Genomic DNA, 19792 nt, shown 5'->3' on the forward strand with positions numbered 1-19792 from the left:
TTTTTGCTCCTTCTCCATTAGCTATTATAATCCATGCTTTTATTTTAAACCCATTTTTTTATTGATCTTGATGGATGTAAAATATAGATTTACAATCGTTCGCCATGGTCAAACACCTGGAAACTCAAGTAATCGTTATCTTGGAATCACTGATGAAGATCTAAATTCAATAGGTGTTCAACAAGCTCGAAATGCGGCCCAATTTTTACTTCAGTGTCGAGAATCCTTTGACATTTGTTTCTCAAGTCCTTTAATACGCTGTGTCCACACTGCAAATATCCTAAAAACAAAAATGAATTTTGACTATCTCATTGAACCCAAGTTACGGGAAAGAAATTATGGAGTTTTTGAAGGCTTAACTCGAGATGAAGTGATGCAAAAATACCCTGATCTTCTTCAACAGTATAATCAAAATAAAGCTCGTATGATTTTGCCTCAGGGGGAATCTGCTCTTGATGTCGAATCAAGAATACATTCCTTCCTTTGGGAAGATCTTCCCCAAAAGTTCTCATCTGCACGTTCAGTTCTATTGATTACACATCTGAATCCCTTACGCGCGATTCTTCGTTTATTGAAATTAAAAACATGGGATATTTATTATACAAAATTTCAAAATGCCTCAATAACTCAAATACATACGGATCTTCAAGTAAGTGAATTAGTGCTCTTCAATAAAACCCCTGCCAATTCCCCTTAAATCTTGATATTTTTGATTATTGGCAATGTAATCCAAAATTTTTAATTATATGCTACTTTTTACTGGATTACTAGTCTCAATTTCTTGCAGATTAGGACGTATTTGAATACGGCTTTACTTCAATTTTTATTCCACTCGGAATAAAACAATCATTAGATTGCATGATGTAGGGTAGTTATATCAATTTGTTGCTTTATACAAGCGTCTTAATCACGGTTTATTGAGATAAACTTAGTGATGAAAATATGGCGGATATCTTAGAAGTCGCAGCCTTAGTTGAAGGAGGAAAAGCATCTGGTGGACCTCCAATCGGACCTGCAGTTGGTCCAACCGGAGTCCCCATCAAAAATGTTGTAGATACCATCAATGAAAAGACAAAGGATTTCAAAGGTCTAAAAGTCCCAGTAACCATCCTTATTAATAAAGAAGATAAAACATTCGAGATTAAAGTTTCCACACCTATGGCGTCAGCTTTACTCTTAAAAGAATGTGGTATCTCCAAAGGCTCTGGTGAACCTACAACCACTTTCGTAGGGGATTTATCATTCGAACAAATTTTAAAAATTGCTCGAATGAAACGAGATTCTTTAAATGCTTTGAATATGAAGACATGCGCAAAAACTATTATCGGTACTGCCTTTTCATGCGGAATTAAAATTGATGGAAAGACTGCTCGTGAAGTACTCAAAAATGTTGACGATGGTCAATATGATGATCAATTAGCGGAGGGCGAAAATTAAAATGAATGTAGATAAAAAAGAAATTAAAAAAGCCCTTTCTACAGCTATTGAGCAATCGGTTTTAAAAATGGAAGGCAAATCTGATAAACCCCGGAAATTTGATGAAACTATCGATTTAATTATAAATGTTCGAGATGTCGATATTAAAAATCCTAATAATCGAATTGATCAAGAACATTTGTTACCCCATGCAATCCCTGGTAATTACATCTCAAAAGATGTATGTTTTATCGCCAAGGATGATATGGAGGTCGCTTTAAAAGAAAAGGGATATACTGTATTAAATCCATCTGATTTGGACGATATGCAAAAACGTTCCAACAAAGATAAAAAAGTAATGGCCAAAAAGTACAAGTATTTCGTGGCTCGTGCTGATCTTATGCGAAATCTTGCAAAAGTTTTGGCCCGATTCCTCGGACAACAAGGAAAAATGCCGAAACCTCAACCAAAAGGATTTGGGGTTATTAAACCTGATGAAGATATTGATGAATACCTTACCAAATTGGGTCGGATCATCAAAATTTCCATGAAGAAACAATTATTGATGCAATTGAAAGTCGGTAAGAAATCTCAAAATGAAGATATTCTCTATGAAAACATTGAATCTGTCCTCAATTTTGTTGAAGGTAACTTACCTAATGGATTCAATAATATTAGCGGCATTTATCTCAAAACCACCATGGGTAAACCCGTGCCAGTGGCAGATACTGGAAAAAATCGACGGTGATTGAAAAATGGTTATGCATAAACCACACATTTCAAAAGCCAAAGCGGCTGAAGTTGAACGATTAACAGAACTTGTTGGACGTTATAATGTCATCGGGCTCGCTCGTATCAGCAAAGTACCTGCAAAAGCACTCCACGGACTTCGTGATACCCTTCGTGGTGATGTAGTAATTACCATGAGTAAGAAGAAATTAATTCTGAAGGCATTTGAAGCTGCTGGAAAAAACAATCTTCAACATTTAGCTGAAGAAATTGATGGAATCACAGCACTCTTATTTACCGACATGAATCCAATTAAGCTTGCTCAGTTTCTCGAATCTAAAGCTGTAAAAGGACCCGCAAAACCTGGTGATATTGCTCCAATGGAGATCATTGTAAAAGCAGGAGATACCAAAATTGCACCTGGTCCAATAATTAGTGAATTGAATCAGAATTTGAAAGCGCCAACCATGATCAAAAATGGGACCGTGCACATTCGAAATGATACAGTTACTCATAAAGTCGGAGATTTAATTGATGCTAAACAAGCCCAATTGCTCGCTCGTTTAGGTGTTGAACCTATGACGATTAAATTGGACTTTTACTCCGCATGGGAAGACGGTGAAATTATTCCAGAAGCAGTACTCCATCTTGATATGGAAGAAATCTTAGGAAATGTTCAATTGGCTGCAAGCCAAGCTTTGAACCTTGCCTTAGGAATTGGAATGATTACCTCCGAAACAGTTGAACCGATGATTGCTAAAGCACATCGATCAGCCGTTGCAGTTGCCCTTGAATTACCAATCATTATTCCTGATCTTGTAGATCAATACCTTGCAAAAGCCACTCGAATCGCAAATGCTGTAAATGCGTCTGCATTAGGATTGGAAGTTGCTCCAGTGGTAGAAGAATCTGCAGCTGAACCTGAAAAGGAAGAAGAAAAGGAAGAAGAAGAAGAACCGGCAGGTCTTGGAGCTTTGTTCGGTTAAAATCTCTATCAATTTTTTAAACTAAATAAAATAACAAACGTGAAAAATTATGGAATCTGTATACGCAGCCCTTTTATTACACAAAGCAGACAAGACTGTTGATGAAAAATCCATCGAAAAAGTCTTGAAAGCCGCCGATGTAGAAGTTGACAAGAATCAAATCAAAGCACTCGTTGCTGGATTAGATGGAAAAAATATTGACGAATTAATTGCCAATGCATCCGCAGCTCCTGTTGCCGCAGCTCCTGCAGCTGGTGCACCAGCCGCTAAGGCAGAAAAGAAAGAAGAAAAAGTTGAAGAAAAGAAAGAAGAAGAACCTGCTGGCTTAGGTGCCTTATTTGGTTAAGAATTTTTCTACATCATCTACTTAACTCCAATTTCTTTGAACCAATGCTTTCCAATATCGGAAAGCATCCCTTTTTTATCGTTTTTTCTTTAAATTTTGCTTTATATTAGAATTTATGAAAACAGTTATTTTGAAAGAAAAAATATTTAGATGTTAAGAATTAATAAAAAGTTACAAACATTTAAATACTTTTAAGATACACACTATATATACATAAAATACTATTATATAAAGTAAAGTGAAAAAAAATGCCTGAAGAAGAATATAACGAAGATGGAGATTGGGAAGAAGATGAAAATAAACTTCCTGAATTTAAAATTAGCGGGGCTTCAACTATTCCCGGTGGGGTCATGAATCGAGATATAAAGATTTCCGGTTCTGGGAGAATTGAATCTGATCTTGAATGTGGATTTCTGAAATGTTCCGGAAGTATGCGTGCAGTGGGTAATGTTGTTGCACATGATGGAGTTCGAACTTCTGGAAGCTTGAATATAAAAGGTTCTCTTATGTCAGATACTTATGCAAAGTTTTCAAGTTCTGCGGAAATCGGTGGAAATTTGGATGTTGTAGAAGCAGTTAATTCCTCAGGTTCCCTAGTTATTGGAGGACAATTGTCGGTAGAAGGGCATTCCAAACATTCCGGATCTACAATAATTACAGGAGATGCAGTTGTTGGGTCAATTCATGCTTCTGGATCATTTAAATGTGGAGGATTATTAAATGCTGAAGGATTAGCTCACTTTAGTTCCCAAGCCAAAGTGGGAGGTGAAATTGTTGTGGGGTCTATTCGGGCATCCGGTTCTTTTCGGGGAGGTAAAGCATTAGAAGTGGAAGAAGATGCTCATTTCAGCAGTTCTGCGAAAATAGAACTGGGAACAAGTGTAAATGGGAGATTGAGTACTTCTGGGTCATTCTCTTCAGGTGGAAATATTGAATGTGAACAAGGAGGACATTTTTCAGGGCAACTCGAAACTCCAGAAAGTTTATACTCCAAAGGGACCATAGATATTACCGGAAAAGCAAAAATTGGAAAACACATTACGGGTGCAGATATTTTTATCGGAGTATCAAGAACAAGTGTTATTAAAACCCATCGCCCAAGAGATGCATCCTTGATTGGAGGTAATTTAAGAGCTGAAAATCTTGTGGATATTGAAGATGCTTACATTGATGGTGATATTTATGGAAGAGTTGTGCGATTAGGCCCCAATACAAAAGTTTTAGGAACAGTCTATTTTGTAGATGATTTCGTAGTAGATAAAAAAGCGGAATTTGCTGGCAACCAACAAATTACAAATGAAGAATTATAAACCAATTTTTTTTTTCTTACCTTATAGGGACTCAATAAGTTCCTTTTTTACATATAATTGTATATTTCTACCGACTTTCATGGTAGTAATAAGATCTCCTACGAGTAATTTATCCGTATGATATTTTACGGAATTTCGTTTTAAATTTAATCGTTTGGCAATTTGACTTGGGTTTATCCCAGGATTGTCTTCGATTATTTCCAATATTTGATAGGTCATCGGTGATTTTTGCAGAGAAAGGCTGAGATTGCTCTTCAATTGATCATTGAAAGAAGTAAAATAGATCACATAGCGTCCCATTTTTTTCTTCCGAATAACGCCATACTGAATTAAGACGCTTAAATGCCATTGCAATTGTCCTGGTTGCAATCCACTGTGTTTTCGTAATTTATTGTAATGGATGCCTGGATTTAAATCAATTAAGGAAATAATAATCTGGCGATTTTCATTCTCAAATACATCATCATTACTTAATCGATGAATTCCTTTTTCTGAAATTGTATATTGGCGAAACAGGGTCTTGTAACTTGTAAAATCGATTTCCAAAAAGAAAAATGCAATTCCCATTACTGCTAAGAAACTAGCCTTGAGTTCCAAATGGGGATTATATGGGCCCGTCATTTCATAACTTGGTGAAATAACGCTTTCATAGTCAAATAAATATAATAATTCTGTCCAATTGGAAATTAGAAAGTTGTTTAGACAATAAAAGAAAATTAAAAGTAAGAGAATTTGAACTTTATTAAACGGGCGTCTTAATAGATCTGCATGCGTTTCGTTATTTGGAAATTCTGCAAATGAATTTGAAATAGACATGATATTAGCCCTCATATTAACTAAAGATGTGTGAGCATATAAATAGTAAGGTCAACTCCTAGAACAATTAAAAAAAATGCCCTTAAAAAAAAGCATCCAGAGAAGTGCGTTTATACAGCAGATGTCGAAATTTTTTGGGCTTCTTTGCAGCGCAAATCAATTTTTGTTTTCGTATATTTTCCCACCCGATAGATTGATCTCGCGCCTAAAATTCCCATATAAGCAAAAATTATAATAGACCAAAATGTTCCCATGCAACTTGTAAAATATTTATAAAATTGGGGTAAAAGGGGAAGATCTAAACCTAACCGCTCCTTGTTATCAAGATAGGTTTGATAAGTTGAGTCTGTAATTTTTCCATTTTGTAATAAATATTCATATGGATTCCCAGGCATAGCACGAGTTAGTGCAAAACTAATAAGCATAACTCCAAATAGGATTGGAATAACGCCCAAAAGTCGACGAATAGTGTAATTTAACATACTCATTTTTTCCACTTAAGAATACCAGATGAATTTACATTTATAAGGCATGAGGAAAGGAATTGGAACAATTCTCCAAAGAAGCATTCCTACAAGTAAAAATTGCTATTGCAAAATCAAATAGTCTTCTGGATGAGATCCTAAAGAAAGCTGAAGATATGCTTGTTGATTGCGGATATAAACTACTTCAAGGGATCCTCTCGCTTGAAAATGCTCTAAAAGTCTAACATTTTCCGTAAATCTTCCCCTTAAAGTAAAAGTTGATGAAATATCACTTAGTTCTAAATTGTTTTCTTTCAACATTTGGAGGTAGTCTTCCTTTAGATCAGTTTTACTCAAAATTTTAACGTTTGTGATCTCTAATTCCGATGGAGTTGTCCACCAATTCTGGTCTCCTGCAACTTGACCCTGAAGGGAAATTCTTCCCAGCGTTTGAATGCACCGAGTGGAAAATAAATTTCTTTGGGCATAGATGAAACGATCTGAGAACGGTAAAAAGCGGATGAAGAACTCTCGATTTCGGAATTTTCCTTGGTGAAGTTTGCGAGATTCATATTTCAAGAAAGTATAAAAGGAAATTGTCTGGGTAGGAACTCGAAAAGTGTAATGATCTCTTAATTCATCAATATTGTAGGCTCTAATTTCTGTAGTAGAAGGATTATTTTCGAAAATTTGTCGGAGGCATTCTCTAATTTTAGCGGAATGTTCAAAACCATAGATTATTATGTCTATATCTGAATCGGGGGTTTCTAATCCTACCAAAGTGGATCCTGTAACTCCAAAATGGTCTAAAGGTACTTGGGATAGTTCAGAGAGGCATTTACAAAAATCATATGTATCACGTTGGACGGAAGAAGAAGATTCTTGGGTGGAGAGATGGGATGAACAAAGAAATTTCTCCGGTTTATAGTGTTTTATTATCCTACAATTGGGGACCGCTTGCAATGGAAAATAATATTTTTCCGAAATATATTCATATTCCGGATAATTTTGACGCACATATTTCAGTTTGTCTGATAATTCATAGATTTTTTGATAATTTTGCATTTTGTTTGTTTGAAGATTTATTTTCTGTCTATCTAAGGAACTGATTGAATCGGTTGGATGATACCGAATAAAACAAACGATTTCATTTTGAGGTTGATGAAAACCCTTGATTTCAAAAATATTTCCCATGAGATCCTCAATAAAATCACCTTCGATACAATATTCTAAATCTGACATTATCTTCTTGCTCTCTTTTAATTTAGGATTTCATTAATTTTTTTTTGAATCTTCCATTGCTAACTGTATAATGCAAAAACTATTTCGCCAATTATTGATCGAATTGGGAGAAGATCCCGATCGAGAAGGATTAAAGGATACCCCTAAACGGGTCACCACATCATACAAATTTCTGACCCAAGGCTATCGGCAAAGTGTTAAGGAAGTCATTAATGGGGCTTTATTTGAGAGCGAATCCGATGAAATGATTGTTGTGAAAGATATCGAATTATACTCGTTATGTGAACATCATATGCTCCCCTTCATCGGCAAATGTCATTTGGGGTACATACCTAATGGCAAAATCATAGGTCTATCTAAAACCGCTCGAATTGTTGACGTTTTTGCACGAAGGTTACAAATCCAAGAACGCCTAACAAAGCAAATTGGAAACGCAATAATGGAACATACTGGAGCACGAGGTGTTGCTGTGGTGATTGAAGCAAAACACCTTTGTATGATGATGCGTGGTGTGGAAAAACAAAACTCATCTATGAAAACATCCTATATGACCGGTATCTTCCGAAGTGATATGCGGACTCGATCGGAATTCATGAGTTTAATAAAAGATTAAGGAAGAAAAAACTAAAATAAGCGTTTTTTTGGTAATTTAAGCAATTTATTCGCTTTTTGTAAATCTTCGTAGGTATCAATTTCCATACAGATTTCATTTTTTATCGCAAGTGGATGTAGATGGATTTCGGAAGAGATCTGATTGAATGCATTTTCTGCATAACAATTAGTTTCATGTTGTTCCACAAATGAGTTTATTTCCCTCATCCACCGCTCCATATCTGCTTGGATCCAATAATATAAAGGTAGTAAGAACGCGGCATTTTCCCCAAAAATATCCAGACCTATTTGCTTAATTTCATTGTCGATAATCAATCCCTTAAAATCTTTTTCTGGTAATGGTTCATCAAAATCAACAATCACCGAACTTTTTTCTTGTTTAATTATTTTTTCAACGACGGAATCTTCAAATACCAAATCTCCGTGAAGCAGGATGATATCATCATGCATTTTTTCTCGAGCTAACCACATTGAATAAATATAATTTGTTTTATCATATAATGGGTTATTCACATAGGTTACCGTTATATTGGGAAATTTTTCCTTGATATGAGCTTGAATTTTGTCTTCAAAAGGTCCAGTTGTAATTAAAAAGTCCATAAATCCACATTTGACAAAAGTTTCTATTTGTCGTTCTAAGATGGTCTTATTCCCTACTTGAAGAAGAGATTTATGGGTATTATCAGTTAAGGGCTTTAACCTTCGGGCCAATCCCGAGTTCAGTATCATAATTTTCATAGTAATCAGTTTTTTTTTATTTAATATTATGTAAAATTTCCCGCAGATCTTCTTTGGTAACTAATCGAGGATTATGTTTGACTCGATCTGGGGTAAAACCTTCCGCAATAATTTTCTCAATTCCATTTTCATCAATATTGAATTGGGATAACTTCGTTTCCAAAGCCATTTCTTTCATTATCATGGTCAATTTCAATGCTGCTTCTTCTGCAGTTTTGGTTTTGAAAAGAGAAATAATTGTTTGTAGTCTTTGCGGTGCTTCTAAAGTATTATTTGGCGTTTCAAGGGCATTAAACTTGATAAATTCTCCTAGGGTGAGAGCACATGCTAATCCATGCGGAATGTTAAAATGGAGCGTCATTGGGTATGAAACAGAGTGAACTGCTGTTGTTTTTGTATTACTAAATGCTAACCCCGAAAACATACTCCCTAAGGCCATTTGCGTTCGGTAGGAGAGATCGGAAGGGTTATGAAACATTTTGGTAATATTTTCCAGGATTAACTCAATAGACTTAAGAGCAAATTCATCCGAGACTGGATTATGATTTTTAGACCAATAGGCTTCAATCGCTTGACTAAGTGCGTCCAAACCTGTCATTGCGCTCATTTTTGGAGGTAATTTTAGTAATAGGGTAGGATCGATTATCGAAGCTTTTGCAAACATTTTAGGATCTGAGAGTGAAAATTTCTTAAAAAAATCCCCTAAATCCCAGACTGTGGCCCACCGAGTAACTTCACTCCCGGTTCCAGCGGTTGTAGGAACTAATATTAATGGAACTCCTGTTTTTTCTAAAGATTTTCCTTTTTTTAGGTAGTCATTAATGCTTCCATTATTTCTCCCCAAAATGGCCATACATTTTGCCGTATCCATGGCAGATCCTCCTCCTATTCCAATTATCAACCCATATTGGTGCTTTCTTACACGTTCTGCACCCCTATCAATAATACTGATAGATGAATATTTTCCAGGTTTCTCAAAAAAATCTGCTGTATAACCGTTTGCTTTTAATAAAGTGTGGAGGTTTTCATGAATGCCAAGTATATTTAATAGATTTTCATCCGATACAATCAAAATATGGTTATTCTGCACATATTTTTGAATCGTGGGAAGAATTTTTTTAAAAGCATGTACCCCAAATATAGTTTCAACAGGATTATAATAGGAATAGGAGATATTTGTTGTCATTAACTTCTTCTCGGTTTTATTTGTTTAATTCTTCTAAGTAATTCATGAAATATTGTTTATTTTCGATGGGTGTTGTTGTAGGTCGGCCCAAATCTGCTCGTGCACCCGGTTTCACTTTAACAATGATCATTGCGGGTCCTGGTTTCAAGAAAACTTTCTTCACAGTCTCCGATAGTTTTTCTTTGTCAGAGATGGTTATTACTGAAGCATATCCACAAGCTTCCGCCAATTTTTCCAATTTTATTGTGTCTGACACTGTGGGTTGGCCTCCCGTCGAATCATGGACATTATTATCAAAGAGAAAATGGTAATAATTAGATGGTTTGTAATGGCCAATCGTCGCTAAGGATCCCATTTGCATGATCATCGCTCCATCCCCATCCAATATAACTGTTTTTTTTTTGGAATTTAAAGCAATTCCGAGTCCAATCGCTGATGCGCATCCCATGGATCCAACTGTGTAAAAATCTCTGGGATCTTCTCGACGAGAAATCCGTGTTTCAAATAACTCCCGTGAGGTTTTACCTGTAGTTGAAATGATCACTTCTTGCCCTTCTAATTGTGAAATAATTGCTTGGATTGCTTCTTCTCGAGAGAAATTCGATTTAGGCTCCTTCGTTTTCTGGCTCTTATAGGGATCTAGTGTATTTTTTTTGATGATAAATGCAAAAGGAGAATTTTTCTCCTTAATGTATGTGAGGGCTTTACTCAACTCTAGTTCTAAATCTTTTGGATTATCCGGAAATATGGTGTGGCGGATTTCCAAAGTGTCTAACAGTGGAATTGTAATTCTCCCCATTTTTTTATGTTGTGGTTCATCTTTTTTGCCTGGTTCTCCTCGCCATCCTATAAGCATCAATAGAGGGATAGAATAAACTTCGGGGTCGGCCAACGATGTTATCGGATTAACGGTCTTTCCTAAACCAGAATTCTGCATATAAACAATACCACACTTTTTCGTGGCCAGATGATAACCCGAAGCAATTGCTAATGCTTCACATTCATTTGCTGCGATTACATTTTGTAGTACCTTCCCGTTCATATCATCTAAGAAACTCATCCATGATTTGAAGGTTGAATCGGGGACTCCTGTAAAAAAGTCTAATCCTTTTTTCTGAAAAATATTCCACATTTCATGAGGATTCATTTATTTTCCTCCCGGAATAAGTTCAAGGATTTCTTTAATGGGCATACAAAATTTCTCAGATGCTTCTTTAGCTCGCTCATTTTGTAAAATGGACTTTGCTGTGGCCACCATATTTGGATAGGCACTGCGTAAGAGATGATTTGCATAAATGACTATTTTTATACCCGCTTTGATTAATTCGTCTTCGGTTATTTGACAATATGTTGAAGGAACAACTACAATCGGGACTCTTTCCTCCAATTTAGCAAACTCTTTGCAAAAATCCAAAATTTCGGTTGGTTCTTTTTCTTTACTATGGATCATAATCGCATCTGCACCCGCTTTGATATAAGCTTTAGCTCGGGCCAATGCATCGGCTTGTCCTTGTTTCAAAATCAAACTTTCAATTCGTGCGATGATCATGAAATGAGGTGTAATTTGTGCTTTTTTTCCCGCATTGATTTTTGCAGCAAAATTTTCAATGGAATCTTGAGTTTGTTTTACATCGGTTCCAAATAGAGAATTTCTTTTAGGTCCCACTTTATCCTCAATAATTACCGCAGAAACCCCCAACCGTTCAAGTTTTTTCACTGTAAAAATAAAATGTTCTGTCAAACCCCCACTATCGGCATCAACAATCATTGGTTTTGTGGTGACCTCTAAAATTTCATCGATATTTTTTAATCTGGATGTGATATCGACTGCACCCGTATCAGGTTTCCCTTTGGATGTTGAATCTGTTAAACTACTTTCCCACATCCCATCAAATTCTTTCACCATTTCTCCTTTAACAATTCGAGTTTCTTCCACGATCCGGCCTGTTAAGCCATTATGGACTTCTAAAATTCGAACTATTGGTTTTAATTCAATCAATTGTCGGAGTTTTCGTAAACGTAATTCCGGAGTTGTTCCGATACCAAATTTATCACGAAATAATTCATCTGAATTATATTCTTGGGAATATTCTGGTTCTATTAGTTTTCCTCCCCATTCATTTAAGATATTGATTACTTTTTCTCTGATATGTCGTTGAGGTCCTTCTTTCCAGTTGGTTCCATGAACTACATAATCAGGTTTTATTTTATATAGGTTTTCTGAATAATCGAGAGTTTTCTGGGGAATAATTTCTGAAATTCCTTCAATAATCGAGATAATTTCTTTACGTTGCTCATAGTTCAGAACGGGAATTCTTCTATATGTGGCAATTGCTTCATCTGTAAGCATGCCAATTATTATTGTTCCAAGCTTTCTTGCTTCTTTTATTATTTTAATGTGACCTGGATGAATGAAATCTGCACTCATCGCAACATAAACTTTTGTCATGAGATTTTACCTATCCATAATCAAGGTGTCCTTGATTTAAAATTTGTCTAAATGGTTGCTTACTAATAAGAAATAAGATTCCTTGTTATATTTCTGTCAAATTGTTGTTCAATTGAATGAAAATCCTAAATGATCTAAATTTGTTTAGGGTTCAATCAAATTTACATTAAATATTAGAGATTTGATTTTTAATCTGTGTTAAATTTCATCGCAAAAATACTATATCTTACCTTATGATTTCTACTAAAATACATCTACTTACCTATATGAAATTTGATTTTCTTTCATCTTAATTTCAAAATAAGTTATATTAAAGATATTATAATTTTTATTAGGTATGCGTTCCAAGATTGTATTAATCAATTCTGTGAGAAAAATGGCTAAACGAAAATATACCGATATTGAAAAAATCAAAGCAATATATGAAAGTGTTAAAAAAAATGGATACAAGAAGACTTCGGAGATATTTGATGAACATATTTCTCTTTTAGAACGAATTGTAATGCGATATCAAAATAATATAGTTGATAATAAAATGAAAGTAATAATAATTGCTGCTGGAATGGGGTCCCGTCTTAAAGAAATGACAAAGTACCTCCCAAAACCATTGGTGGAGATTGAAGAAAACAAATCTCTTATTGAACGAGAGATTGAAACTCTTCACAAAGTTGGATTAAATGATATTGCCATTGTTCGAGGATATCAAAAAGATAAATTCACCATTAAAAACGTGGAATATTATGATAATGATGTTTATACAGAGAATAATATTTTAGAATCACTCTTCTTTGCAGAAGATGCTATGGAAGATGGATTTATTTGTACCTATGCTGATAGTATTTTTTCCCAAGAAATCTTCCAGAAAATTTTGGATGCTCCCTATGATATGTGTATTGGAGTGGAACCAGATTGGAGAAAAAGATATGCAAAACGCGATGAACATCCTACCGATGAAGCAGAATTAGTTAAACTTGAAGATGGGAAAATTACTTCCATTTCCAAATTCTGCAATCCTGATACTTACGATGGGGAATTTATTGGAGTCGCAAAATTTACAAAAAAAGGGGCAGAAATCCTACGACGAAATTATCATCGAGCTCGGGAAAGTAAAACCTGTCGGTTTGAAGATCATCAACGATTTCATGATGCTGTATCAATACGAAAGGCTTATTTGACGGATATGTTTCAAGAATTAATTGATCGGGGTTATCCAATTCATGCTGTCAAAGTTAATCATGGGTGGGTCGAAATAGACACTCAACAAGATTTTGATTATGCTAAAAAATTGATAGAAAATGGTGAATTATAAGATGAGTGAAATAAGTTCTGAAAATATTTCCTCGGATGTTCCCGAAGAGTTAAAAAGTCGAAGAATTCAGATTTTTTTCACCGTTTGGGTCACTTATATGATTTACTATATAGGAAGATCTAATATCAGTGTTGCTAAACCGTTTATGATGGAAGAATATGGGATTTCCACCACTATTTTTGGATCTATCGGCTCTGCCTTCTTTTATGCCTACGCATTTGGACAATTCTTCAATGGGTTTTTAGGAGATAAATTGGGTGCCCGAAGGATGGTTTCATTGGGTTTGGTGGTTTCTTCCATATTTAATATCTTAATTGGGGGATTTGGACAAAATGTATGGTTATTTGGTATTTTCTGGGGGTTAAATGGATTTTTCCAAGCTATGGGATGGGCTCCTTCTGTTAAAACCATTGCAAATTGGTTTCCTCCAAAGGAACGTGGAAAATGGTCGAGTCGGTTAGGAACGTCGTATATGATCGGTGGATCACTTGCATGGGTAATTGCTATCTTAATTTCAAATACATTTGGTTTGTCATGGAGATTTGTGTTTATAATTCCCGCCATTCTTATGGCTATAATTGGTGTTTTTAACTATATCAATGTCCGTAATGCTCCTGAAGAAGCGGGATTTTCCACAATTGAAGAAGAAAGTGAAGGGAATGTTAAAAAAGGTGAGTCCAAAACAGATGAATATTTAGGATTCAAGTATACTCTCAAGGCTATCTTTACAAATAAAACCATATTATTTGCTGCATTTGGACTTTTTTGTTTAAATATGGTTCGCTATGGCATAACTGAGTGGCTTCCAACTCTAATTGCTTTTGAATCAACAGATCAATTGACAATCTGGAAAATTGTTGCTTTCCCTGTTGGTGGGGCAATTGGTGCCCTAACATGTGCTAAGATTTCTGATAAATATTTGAAACAAAGAAGAATGCCGATAATTTCTGTATTATTTGGATTATTAGCTCTTTCCTTATTTATTTATAGCAAGATTCCTCAAGTTAATCTAATAATTGGAGTACCTTTATTAACAATAATTGGATTTTTAACCTTTGGACCTCATGCTCTATTAGTTTCCACAATACCTATGGAATTTGGAACGCGTAAGGCTGCTTCATCTGCAACTGGCTTCATTGATGGGTGGGGTTATGTCGGAGCTGCAATCTCTACACAGATTGTGGGTATTATTTTAGAATCTGAAGGGGGATTGCAAACAGCCTATCTATTTTGGATTATCGCTGCATTAGCTGCTTGTGTGATCCTTATGTTTAACTGGAAAAGTGTACCGAAGAAAAAAGAATTTTTATAAACTTGCGATTCATCAATTGAATTGAAGTTAAGCGGGTTTCTTTCCCACTTTTTTTATCATTTATCATTTTTATTAATTTGCTTGTTAAAGTAGTAAATGAAATTATCTCTCTCAAAATCAAGAATTAGTCTTGATGTTTTAACCCTTTGAAATAAAACCAGACATTGCTTTCAATTATGAAATTATCTCTCTCAAAATCAAGAATTTTTTTTTGAAAATCACTCTTTTCAACCCAGAATGGAATAATTTCTTCTGCCTCCTCGTGTTTTGTTAACCCAATGTTTTCTTCAATAATTTCAAGTTCCACGATAGAAGTCGTTTCGTCTGTTAAATAAGCACTAGTTGCCATGAAGGGATGAATTTCAATGATTTTTCCATCATAACCTGTTTCTTCTTTTAATTCGCGGATTGCTGCATCTGTGATTGATTCACCCTCGTTTATTAATCCTTTTGGAAATTCGATTACCCATTTATTTAATGGGACTCGGAATTCTTTGAGAAGTAATATTTTTGTCATATTTATCGAATGACAAAGCAAAATGACGATTTTTTGGTTATTTTTCCGTGAAACATAATCCCATTTGAAGTGATCTCCATCCTTACTCAAGCAAGATGCTTGTTTAAGTGCTAACCACTCTGTACCATGTAATTGTTTGATATCCGTAATTTTCATACCATTTTCCTCAATATATATTTCTATTTTTTGTTCCATTCATTTAGCCAATTAATAGAGTGCTCAATAAACAGATCTAAATATTTACCATCAAAATTATGGCCGGTCCCTTCGATTTCCACTCGTTTTTTCTTAAGTTTTGCAGGCATGTGTTGAAAAGCTTCAATAATAACTTTTGGGTATATGGTTGTATCTTTATTTCCATGAATTATTAAAGAAGGAACTTCCATATTTTCCAAGTATTGATTTGGATTTTTCATTTTTTCATCAGAAATAAATGTATAATCCATAAGAACTGGATGATTGTTTAAGGATTCTCTTTTTATTGGAGGGCGTTTAAAGATATAGGCCAATTTCAAAAGAAATTTGTGAAATTTAGGAATTAAACGAAATATATAGAAAGCGGGTGCCCAAAAAATATATGATACAATATCGGGAATTTGGGTCACCAAGGCGGTTAATCCTCCAAAACTTAGCCCCAGTATATTTATTTTAACATAACCTTTTTCTTTTAAATAATTGTAAATATCTTTCAAGTCTTGGGATTGTTTGGATAATGTAATAGGTTCTCGGATGTTCTTCCCCGAACCTGAAAAATCGAATGTTATGGCATCATATCCGTTTTGATTTAAAATGGTCGCCGTTTTCTCAAACCTTCCCCATTCTGTCTGATCCCCTGTAAATCCATGACAAAGAACTACAATCGGCGTTATTAAAGGATCTTTCTCTGTTGTATAAATTGTTGCGTGTAAAAACCCATCAATGGATCGAGAAACTTGAATTTTTTTTAACATCAATTTATATAAGTTATTTTAACTGAAAAAATTATTCTTGGATATATTTACTACCTTTTTGAAGAGCTAATTCTGCTCGAGCAAGTTCTCTCCCCAAATAAGCTGCATGATCTAGCCTCGAAATTAAGTTTTGTTTGATCATTTCTTTGCATATTGCTTCTGCATTTACCCCAGAAAAAACATCAGTCCCTGTAATTTGGTTATTAAAAAGAATATGATGGCTAACAATGATTTTTTTTTCCAGTTCATCGAGATAGATCTTAAAAAAACCGTTGGGATCCATTATTGCGTCTGTTTTAAGTGGAGGTATTTCGATGAAAGATTTCCGATTTTCCATGAATTCAGGATATAAGTCTTTGAATTTAAAACTAAATGCATCTACTCCAAGATTGATCGGAGGTTGATCTAATTTTTTAGCCAGAAAAGCTAATTTTTTACTTCGATTTATTTCTTCAAAAGAGTGGCGTGTTTTATTGGATGCTTCAGTGCTCAATATTGCTGCAATATTTAACTCTGCTCCCAATAATGATAGAAGTGTGTTTATTCCTGGAGAATCTCCATCGGTTAATTCCGTAACATTTCCAAATCCCATCATAATTTGAGATTGAGGGTGATTTTCTGGCAGGTTATTTCGATATTCAAAATTCTGTAATTTTTCATTCAAAATTTGTAAAACGTGAATTGATGAAGTTAATCCTGGTGAAATGGGTGATTGTGTTATTGGATCTAACAAAATCCGCTTAAATCCCGCCTGACGCAATTTTTCTTCAATGAAAAATAATCTATCAACTATTTCTTTGGAGTTAGTTAAAGAAATTGGATATTTACTTGAAAAAGGGATAATTACTAAAGTAATTTCTTTGGAGAAATCAAGCAATTTCTTATAGTTATCAATAGTAACACTGAGAACCAAATCAACACCTGCCTTAACTGCTGTAACTATTTCATCTGCATTAAGGCTATCAATGCTAATTGGTGTTTTTAATTGAGATTTAATTAATCTAATAATTTCCGGAATTCTTGCACTATGATTCTCATTTGCAATACAACCCAAATCTATTACATTTACACCTTGTTGAACGTAGTTTGATGCAATTTTTAATAAAATTTCATTCGTTTTTTTTGGGAAATCAACAATTTCACCAATAAGTAGGGGCGGTAAAAAAGAACTGACCAAAACAGTTGGAAATTGATCGGAAAGATTAAAATAATTTTTGCTATTTTCGGATATTAATGTTTCTCTGGAGTTACAGATGAGTTCTTCCATTTTGGTCTGTCCTTGATTTTCTAATTTGATGTTTGCTGGATATTTGGCTGAAAAATCTGAAATGTTTAGCTTTTTAAGTACTTCTGGAAAAGTGCCAAAAAATTTCGGACCTTTTTTTATTCTTCCCTGAAATGGCCCTTTAATTTCATCTAAATCCCATGGAATTAATCCTGATACTAAAATGAAGTGAAATTCTTCCTTCTTAAATTGATTTAAGTAATTTTCCAACTCTATTTTTGTGAGGAACGCAATGGTTCCAATTGGGATCTTGGCAATTTGGAATTGATATTTGGCCTGAAAGTGATCTAAATTTACATTTTTTATGTAATCAAAGGCATTTTCTCCAGTGATCAAAAGAATTTTTTGTGGATTTTCAGATTTTAGTCTCATCGCGCTATTCAAGTCTCTTTTTTTTCCAAAATATAAGTCATTATTTCTTGTGGATTGGAGAAAACAAGAGTGTTTGGAAATTTTGTCAAAGAATTTGCATTTTTACTATTAAATTCATCGATCGTAATTTCTATGGTGCCTCCTTGAGGGATTTCTGTTTGGATTTTCCCGTGGACTATGTCAGTTGGAACCAAAAGAATTTTTCCCCTTCCCTTAATCATCTGAGAAAAAATATTGGTGATCAAAGAATCTGCAATTCCACATCGCATTTTTGCTACGGAATTCGAAGTCACAGGACTTATCACAAGAAAATCATAGAATCCTAAATTAAATTTGGCACAAATTGGAAAACCTGGCTTTTGAGTCCGACCATAATAGATTTTTTTTACTTGATTTGGGTTCTCTTTTTGAATTTTATCTAACCGAGATTTCAAAGAATACATATTAATTACTATTTCTGCTGCTTGGGATATAAATAAATCAATATTTTCCCCATTTTGCACTAATTTTTCAATTATTCCAATACTATTCTTTAATTGATGCCCTGCACCTGTTATCCCCCACGCGATTTTCATCATCATTACTCCCAAATTTCTATCCTAATTTTTCTCAATCTCAAGATCATAAAAAATGTTATCCCATACATGCCCAGTTGCTTTATCAATCAATAAATTTTTAACCACTTCTTTTGAAGGACCGTCATTTAACCCTTCTGCGATATAAGCTGCACCTTGGGCCGCTCTTTTTGCATTTTTTGCATTATTCTTCATAATACGCAAAGGTGCTAGCATGAAAAGTTTTCTTTCAAGAATATCCTGCAGATATGGTTCAGCAGCTAATTTTCCTGATAAAAGAATATAGGTTGGAGGGTTTTCAGGTGAAAATATGCTACGAATCGCGTGAACATGCTTAACTATATCTTCTATATATGCATTTAGTGCTTTTCTGGTAATGAATTTGGTTTTTGATTCACGCAGAAGATGTTCCATAGTGAATTTCGGATCATTAACAACAGACAATACCCCACCTTTTTGAATTGTTTCTTTAGTTACAATATTTAGGAGATATGCCAGCTCCCCATCTAAAGCACCTCCTGCTCGAAATCCAAATAAATTTGAACCTCCAATGGAATCTATAATTTTTCCTTTTTCAATAGCCATTATTGAATTAAATGCACTTCCTAATTCTACAAAAATGGCATTTACTTCGCTGCATTTGATCTGGTTTCGAAGCATGATGTCTTTTATCCCAACTACAACCGTACACAATTTATCTGCTGTTCCCATATCGATTTTATTTATTTTTCTATATGCAGGAATTGTCGGAAGATGTTTAATTCCAGGCAAAATTAAGGCATTCCAACTTTTTTTTTGCATTTTATAAAGCAAGTTTTGAAGTCCCATTACTTTTTTTGAAGATTTCTTCCTTAACGTGATTTCAAATATATCTTCGGGAGTTAGATCTTGAACTTTTTTTATTGGGATTCCAAATCCACTGGGGGCTGCCAAAAAATCAAATGGTTCAAATTTTGATATTTCCACTATGATTCTCTCTGGATTATCTATGATTTGGGCTGATGGGATACTTTTATCCGCAAAAACCTCATTATTGTTTGTATCATATCCAAAAATATCCCATGAACTCGTTCCAGGATCTATTCCTATCACTTTCACATTGAATCATTTAGATAATGGATATGAAAAATAAAGACTTTTTTTATTTGGAATCCAAATACTTCATAGCTGGTAAAGAT

Annotated in this window: 21 protein-coding genes; 9 read left to right on the forward strand and 12 right to left on the reverse strand. The window is 34.5% G+C overall.

Annotation, left to right across the window (positions count from 1 at the left end; all coding sequences use genetic code 11):
* The first annotated feature begins 70 nt into the window (after positions 1 to 70).
* The 6 genes from NEF87_RS21080 to NEF87_RS21105 all read left to right on the forward strand — a co-directional run bounded on the left by NEF87_RS21080 (position 71) and on the right by NEF87_RS21105 (position 4787).
* Positions 71 to 697 (forward strand): histidine phosphatase family protein, encoded by a 627-nt coding sequence (locus NEF87_RS21080; RefSeq protein WP_457917375.1) that lies wholly within the window; start codon positions 71 to 73, stop codon positions 695 to 697.
* 245 nt (positions 698 to 942) lie between these two features.
* Entirely contained in the window at positions 943 to 1437 is a 495-nt protein-coding gene (locus NEF87_RS21085; RefSeq protein WP_371803493.1) for a 50S ribosomal protein L11, read from the forward strand.
* A 1-nt stretch (position 1438) separates the two neighbouring features.
* Entirely contained in the window at positions 1439 to 2164 is a 726-nt protein-coding gene (locus tag NEF87_RS21090; protein ID WP_371803494.1) for an uL1 family ribosomal protein, read from the forward strand.
* A 7-nt stretch (positions 2165 to 2171) separates the two neighbouring features.
* On the forward strand, positions 2172 to 3131 hold the full coding sequence (gene rplJ, locus NEF87_RS21095; RefSeq protein ID WP_457917376.1) for a 50S ribosomal protein L10: 960 nt from the start codon (positions 2172 to 2174) through the stop codon (positions 3129 to 3131).
* Between the two features lie 49 nt (positions 3132 to 3180).
* Positions 3181 to 3477, forward strand: a complete 297-nt coding sequence (gene rpl12p / locus NEF87_RS21100; protein ID WP_371803496.1) for a P1/P2 acidic ribosomal protein — start codon at positions 3181 to 3183, stop codon at positions 3475 to 3477.
* 248 nt (positions 3478 to 3725) lie between these two features.
* Positions 3726 to 4787: a hypothetical protein gene (locus NEF87_RS21105; RefSeq protein WP_457917377.1), complete on the forward strand. Its 1062-nt coding sequence runs from the start codon at positions 3726 to 3728 to the stop codon at positions 4785 to 4787.
* A 21-nt stretch (positions 4788 to 4808) separates the two neighbouring features.
* On the opposite strand, the gene NEF87_RS21110 is transcribed toward NEF87_RS21105, so the two are convergent.
* The 3 genes from NEF87_RS21110 to NEF87_RS21120 form a co-directional block, all read right to left on the reverse strand.
* Positions 4809 to 5603, reverse strand: a complete 795-nt coding sequence (locus tag NEF87_RS21110) for a winged helix-turn-helix transcriptional regulator (protein WP_457917378.1) — start codon at positions 5601 to 5603, stop codon at positions 4809 to 4811.
* 110 nt (positions 5604 to 5713) lie between these two features.
* Positions 5714 to 6091, reverse strand: a complete 378-nt coding sequence (locus tag NEF87_RS21115; RefSeq protein WP_457917379.1) for a hypothetical protein — start codon at positions 6089 to 6091, stop codon at positions 5714 to 5716.
* 99 nt (positions 6092 to 6190) lie between these two features.
* Positions 6191 to 7309: a nucleotidyltransferase domain-containing protein gene (locus tag NEF87_RS21120; RefSeq protein ID WP_457917380.1), complete on the reverse strand. Its 1119-nt coding sequence runs from the start codon at positions 7307 to 7309 to the stop codon at positions 6191 to 6193.
* 70 nt (positions 7310 to 7379) lie between these two features.
* Here NEF87_RS21120 and folE point away from each other — a divergent pair, with 70 nt between their 5' ends.
* Entirely contained in the window at positions 7380 to 7922 is a 543-nt protein-coding gene (folE, locus tag NEF87_RS21125) for a GTP cyclohydrolase I FolE (RefSeq protein ID WP_457917381.1), read from the forward strand.
* A gap of 11 nt (positions 7923 to 7933) precedes the next feature.
* On the opposite strand, the gene NEF87_RS21130 is transcribed toward folE, so the two are convergent.
* The 4 genes from NEF87_RS21130 to aepX are packed head-to-tail and all read right to left on the reverse strand — an operon-like array spanning position 7934 to position 12294.
* On the reverse strand, positions 7934 to 8659 hold the full coding sequence (locus NEF87_RS21130; protein ID WP_457917382.1) for a phosphocholine cytidylyltransferase family protein: 726 nt from the start codon (positions 8657 to 8659) through the stop codon (positions 7934 to 7936).
* 16 nt (positions 8660 to 8675) lie between these two features.
* Positions 8676 to 9845 (reverse strand): iron-containing alcohol dehydrogenase, encoded by a 1170-nt coding sequence (locus tag NEF87_RS21135; protein WP_457917383.1) that lies wholly within the window; start codon positions 9843 to 9845, stop codon positions 8676 to 8678.
* Positions 9846 to 9861: 16 nt separating this feature from the next.
* A complete protein-coding gene (aepY, locus tag NEF87_RS21140) occupies positions 9862 to 10992 on the reverse strand; it encodes a phosphonopyruvate decarboxylase (protein WP_457917384.1) in 1131 nt (376 codons plus the stop codon).
* The gene (gene aepX / locus NEF87_RS21145; RefSeq protein ID WP_457917385.1) at positions 10993 to 12294 is read right to left on the reverse strand and encodes a phosphoenolpyruvate mutase; all 1302 of its coding nucleotides are present in this window, start codon (positions 12292 to 12294) and stop codon (positions 10993 to 10995) included.
* Positions 12295 to 12670: 376 nt separating this feature from the next.
* Here aepX and NEF87_RS21150 point away from each other — a divergent pair, with 376 nt between their 5' ends.
* Positions 12671 to 13603 (forward strand): phosphocholine cytidylyltransferase family protein, encoded by a 933-nt coding sequence (locus NEF87_RS21150; protein ID WP_457917386.1) that lies wholly within the window; start codon positions 12671 to 12673, stop codon positions 13601 to 13603.
* Position 13604: 1 nt separating this feature from the next.
* Positions 13605 to 14915, forward strand: a complete 1311-nt coding sequence (locus tag NEF87_RS21155; RefSeq protein WP_457917387.1) for an MFS transporter — start codon at positions 13605 to 13607, stop codon at positions 14913 to 14915.
* A 124-nt stretch (positions 14916 to 15039) separates the two neighbouring features.
* Here NEF87_RS21155 and NEF87_RS21160 read toward each other — a convergent pair whose 3' ends face one another.
* Genes NEF87_RS21160 through NEF87_RS21180 form a run of 5 tightly spaced genes read right to left on the reverse strand, consistent with a single transcriptional unit; the run spans position 15040 to position 19706 of the window.
* Entirely contained in the window at positions 15040 to 15627 is a 588-nt protein-coding gene (locus NEF87_RS21160) for an NUDIX domain-containing protein (protein WP_371803510.1), read from the reverse strand.
* On the reverse strand, positions 15612 to 16382 hold the full coding sequence (locus tag NEF87_RS21165; protein WP_457917388.1) for an alpha/beta hydrolase family protein: 771 nt from the start codon (positions 16380 to 16382) through the stop codon (positions 15612 to 15614). Before NEF87_RS21165 ends, NEF87_RS21160 begins: the two co-directional genes overlap by 16 nt.
* A 31-nt stretch (positions 16383 to 16413) precedes the next feature.
* The gene (locus tag NEF87_RS21170) at positions 16414 to 18039 is read right to left on the reverse strand and encodes a DUF4346 domain-containing protein (protein WP_457917389.1); all 1626 of its coding nucleotides are present in this window, start codon (positions 18037 to 18039) and stop codon (positions 16414 to 16416) included.
* An 8-nt stretch (positions 18040 to 18047) separates the two neighbouring features.
* Positions 18048 to 18617 (reverse strand): flavoprotein, encoded by a 570-nt coding sequence (locus NEF87_RS21175; protein ID WP_457917390.1) that lies wholly within the window; start codon positions 18615 to 18617, stop codon positions 18048 to 18050.
* Positions 18618 to 18638: 21 nt separating this feature from the next.
* Positions 18639 to 19706: a DUF1464 family protein gene (locus tag NEF87_RS21180; RefSeq protein ID WP_457917391.1), complete on the reverse strand. Its 1068-nt coding sequence runs from the start codon at positions 19704 to 19706 to the stop codon at positions 18639 to 18641.
* Positions 19707 to 19792: the final 86 nt, after the last annotated feature.

The organism is Candidatus Lokiarchaeum ossiferum (assembly GCA_025839675.1).
GTDB classification, from domain to species: domain Archaea; phylum Asgardarchaeota; class Lokiarchaeia; order Sigyniarchaeales; family Promethearchaeaceae; genus Lokiarchaeum; species Lokiarchaeum ossiferum.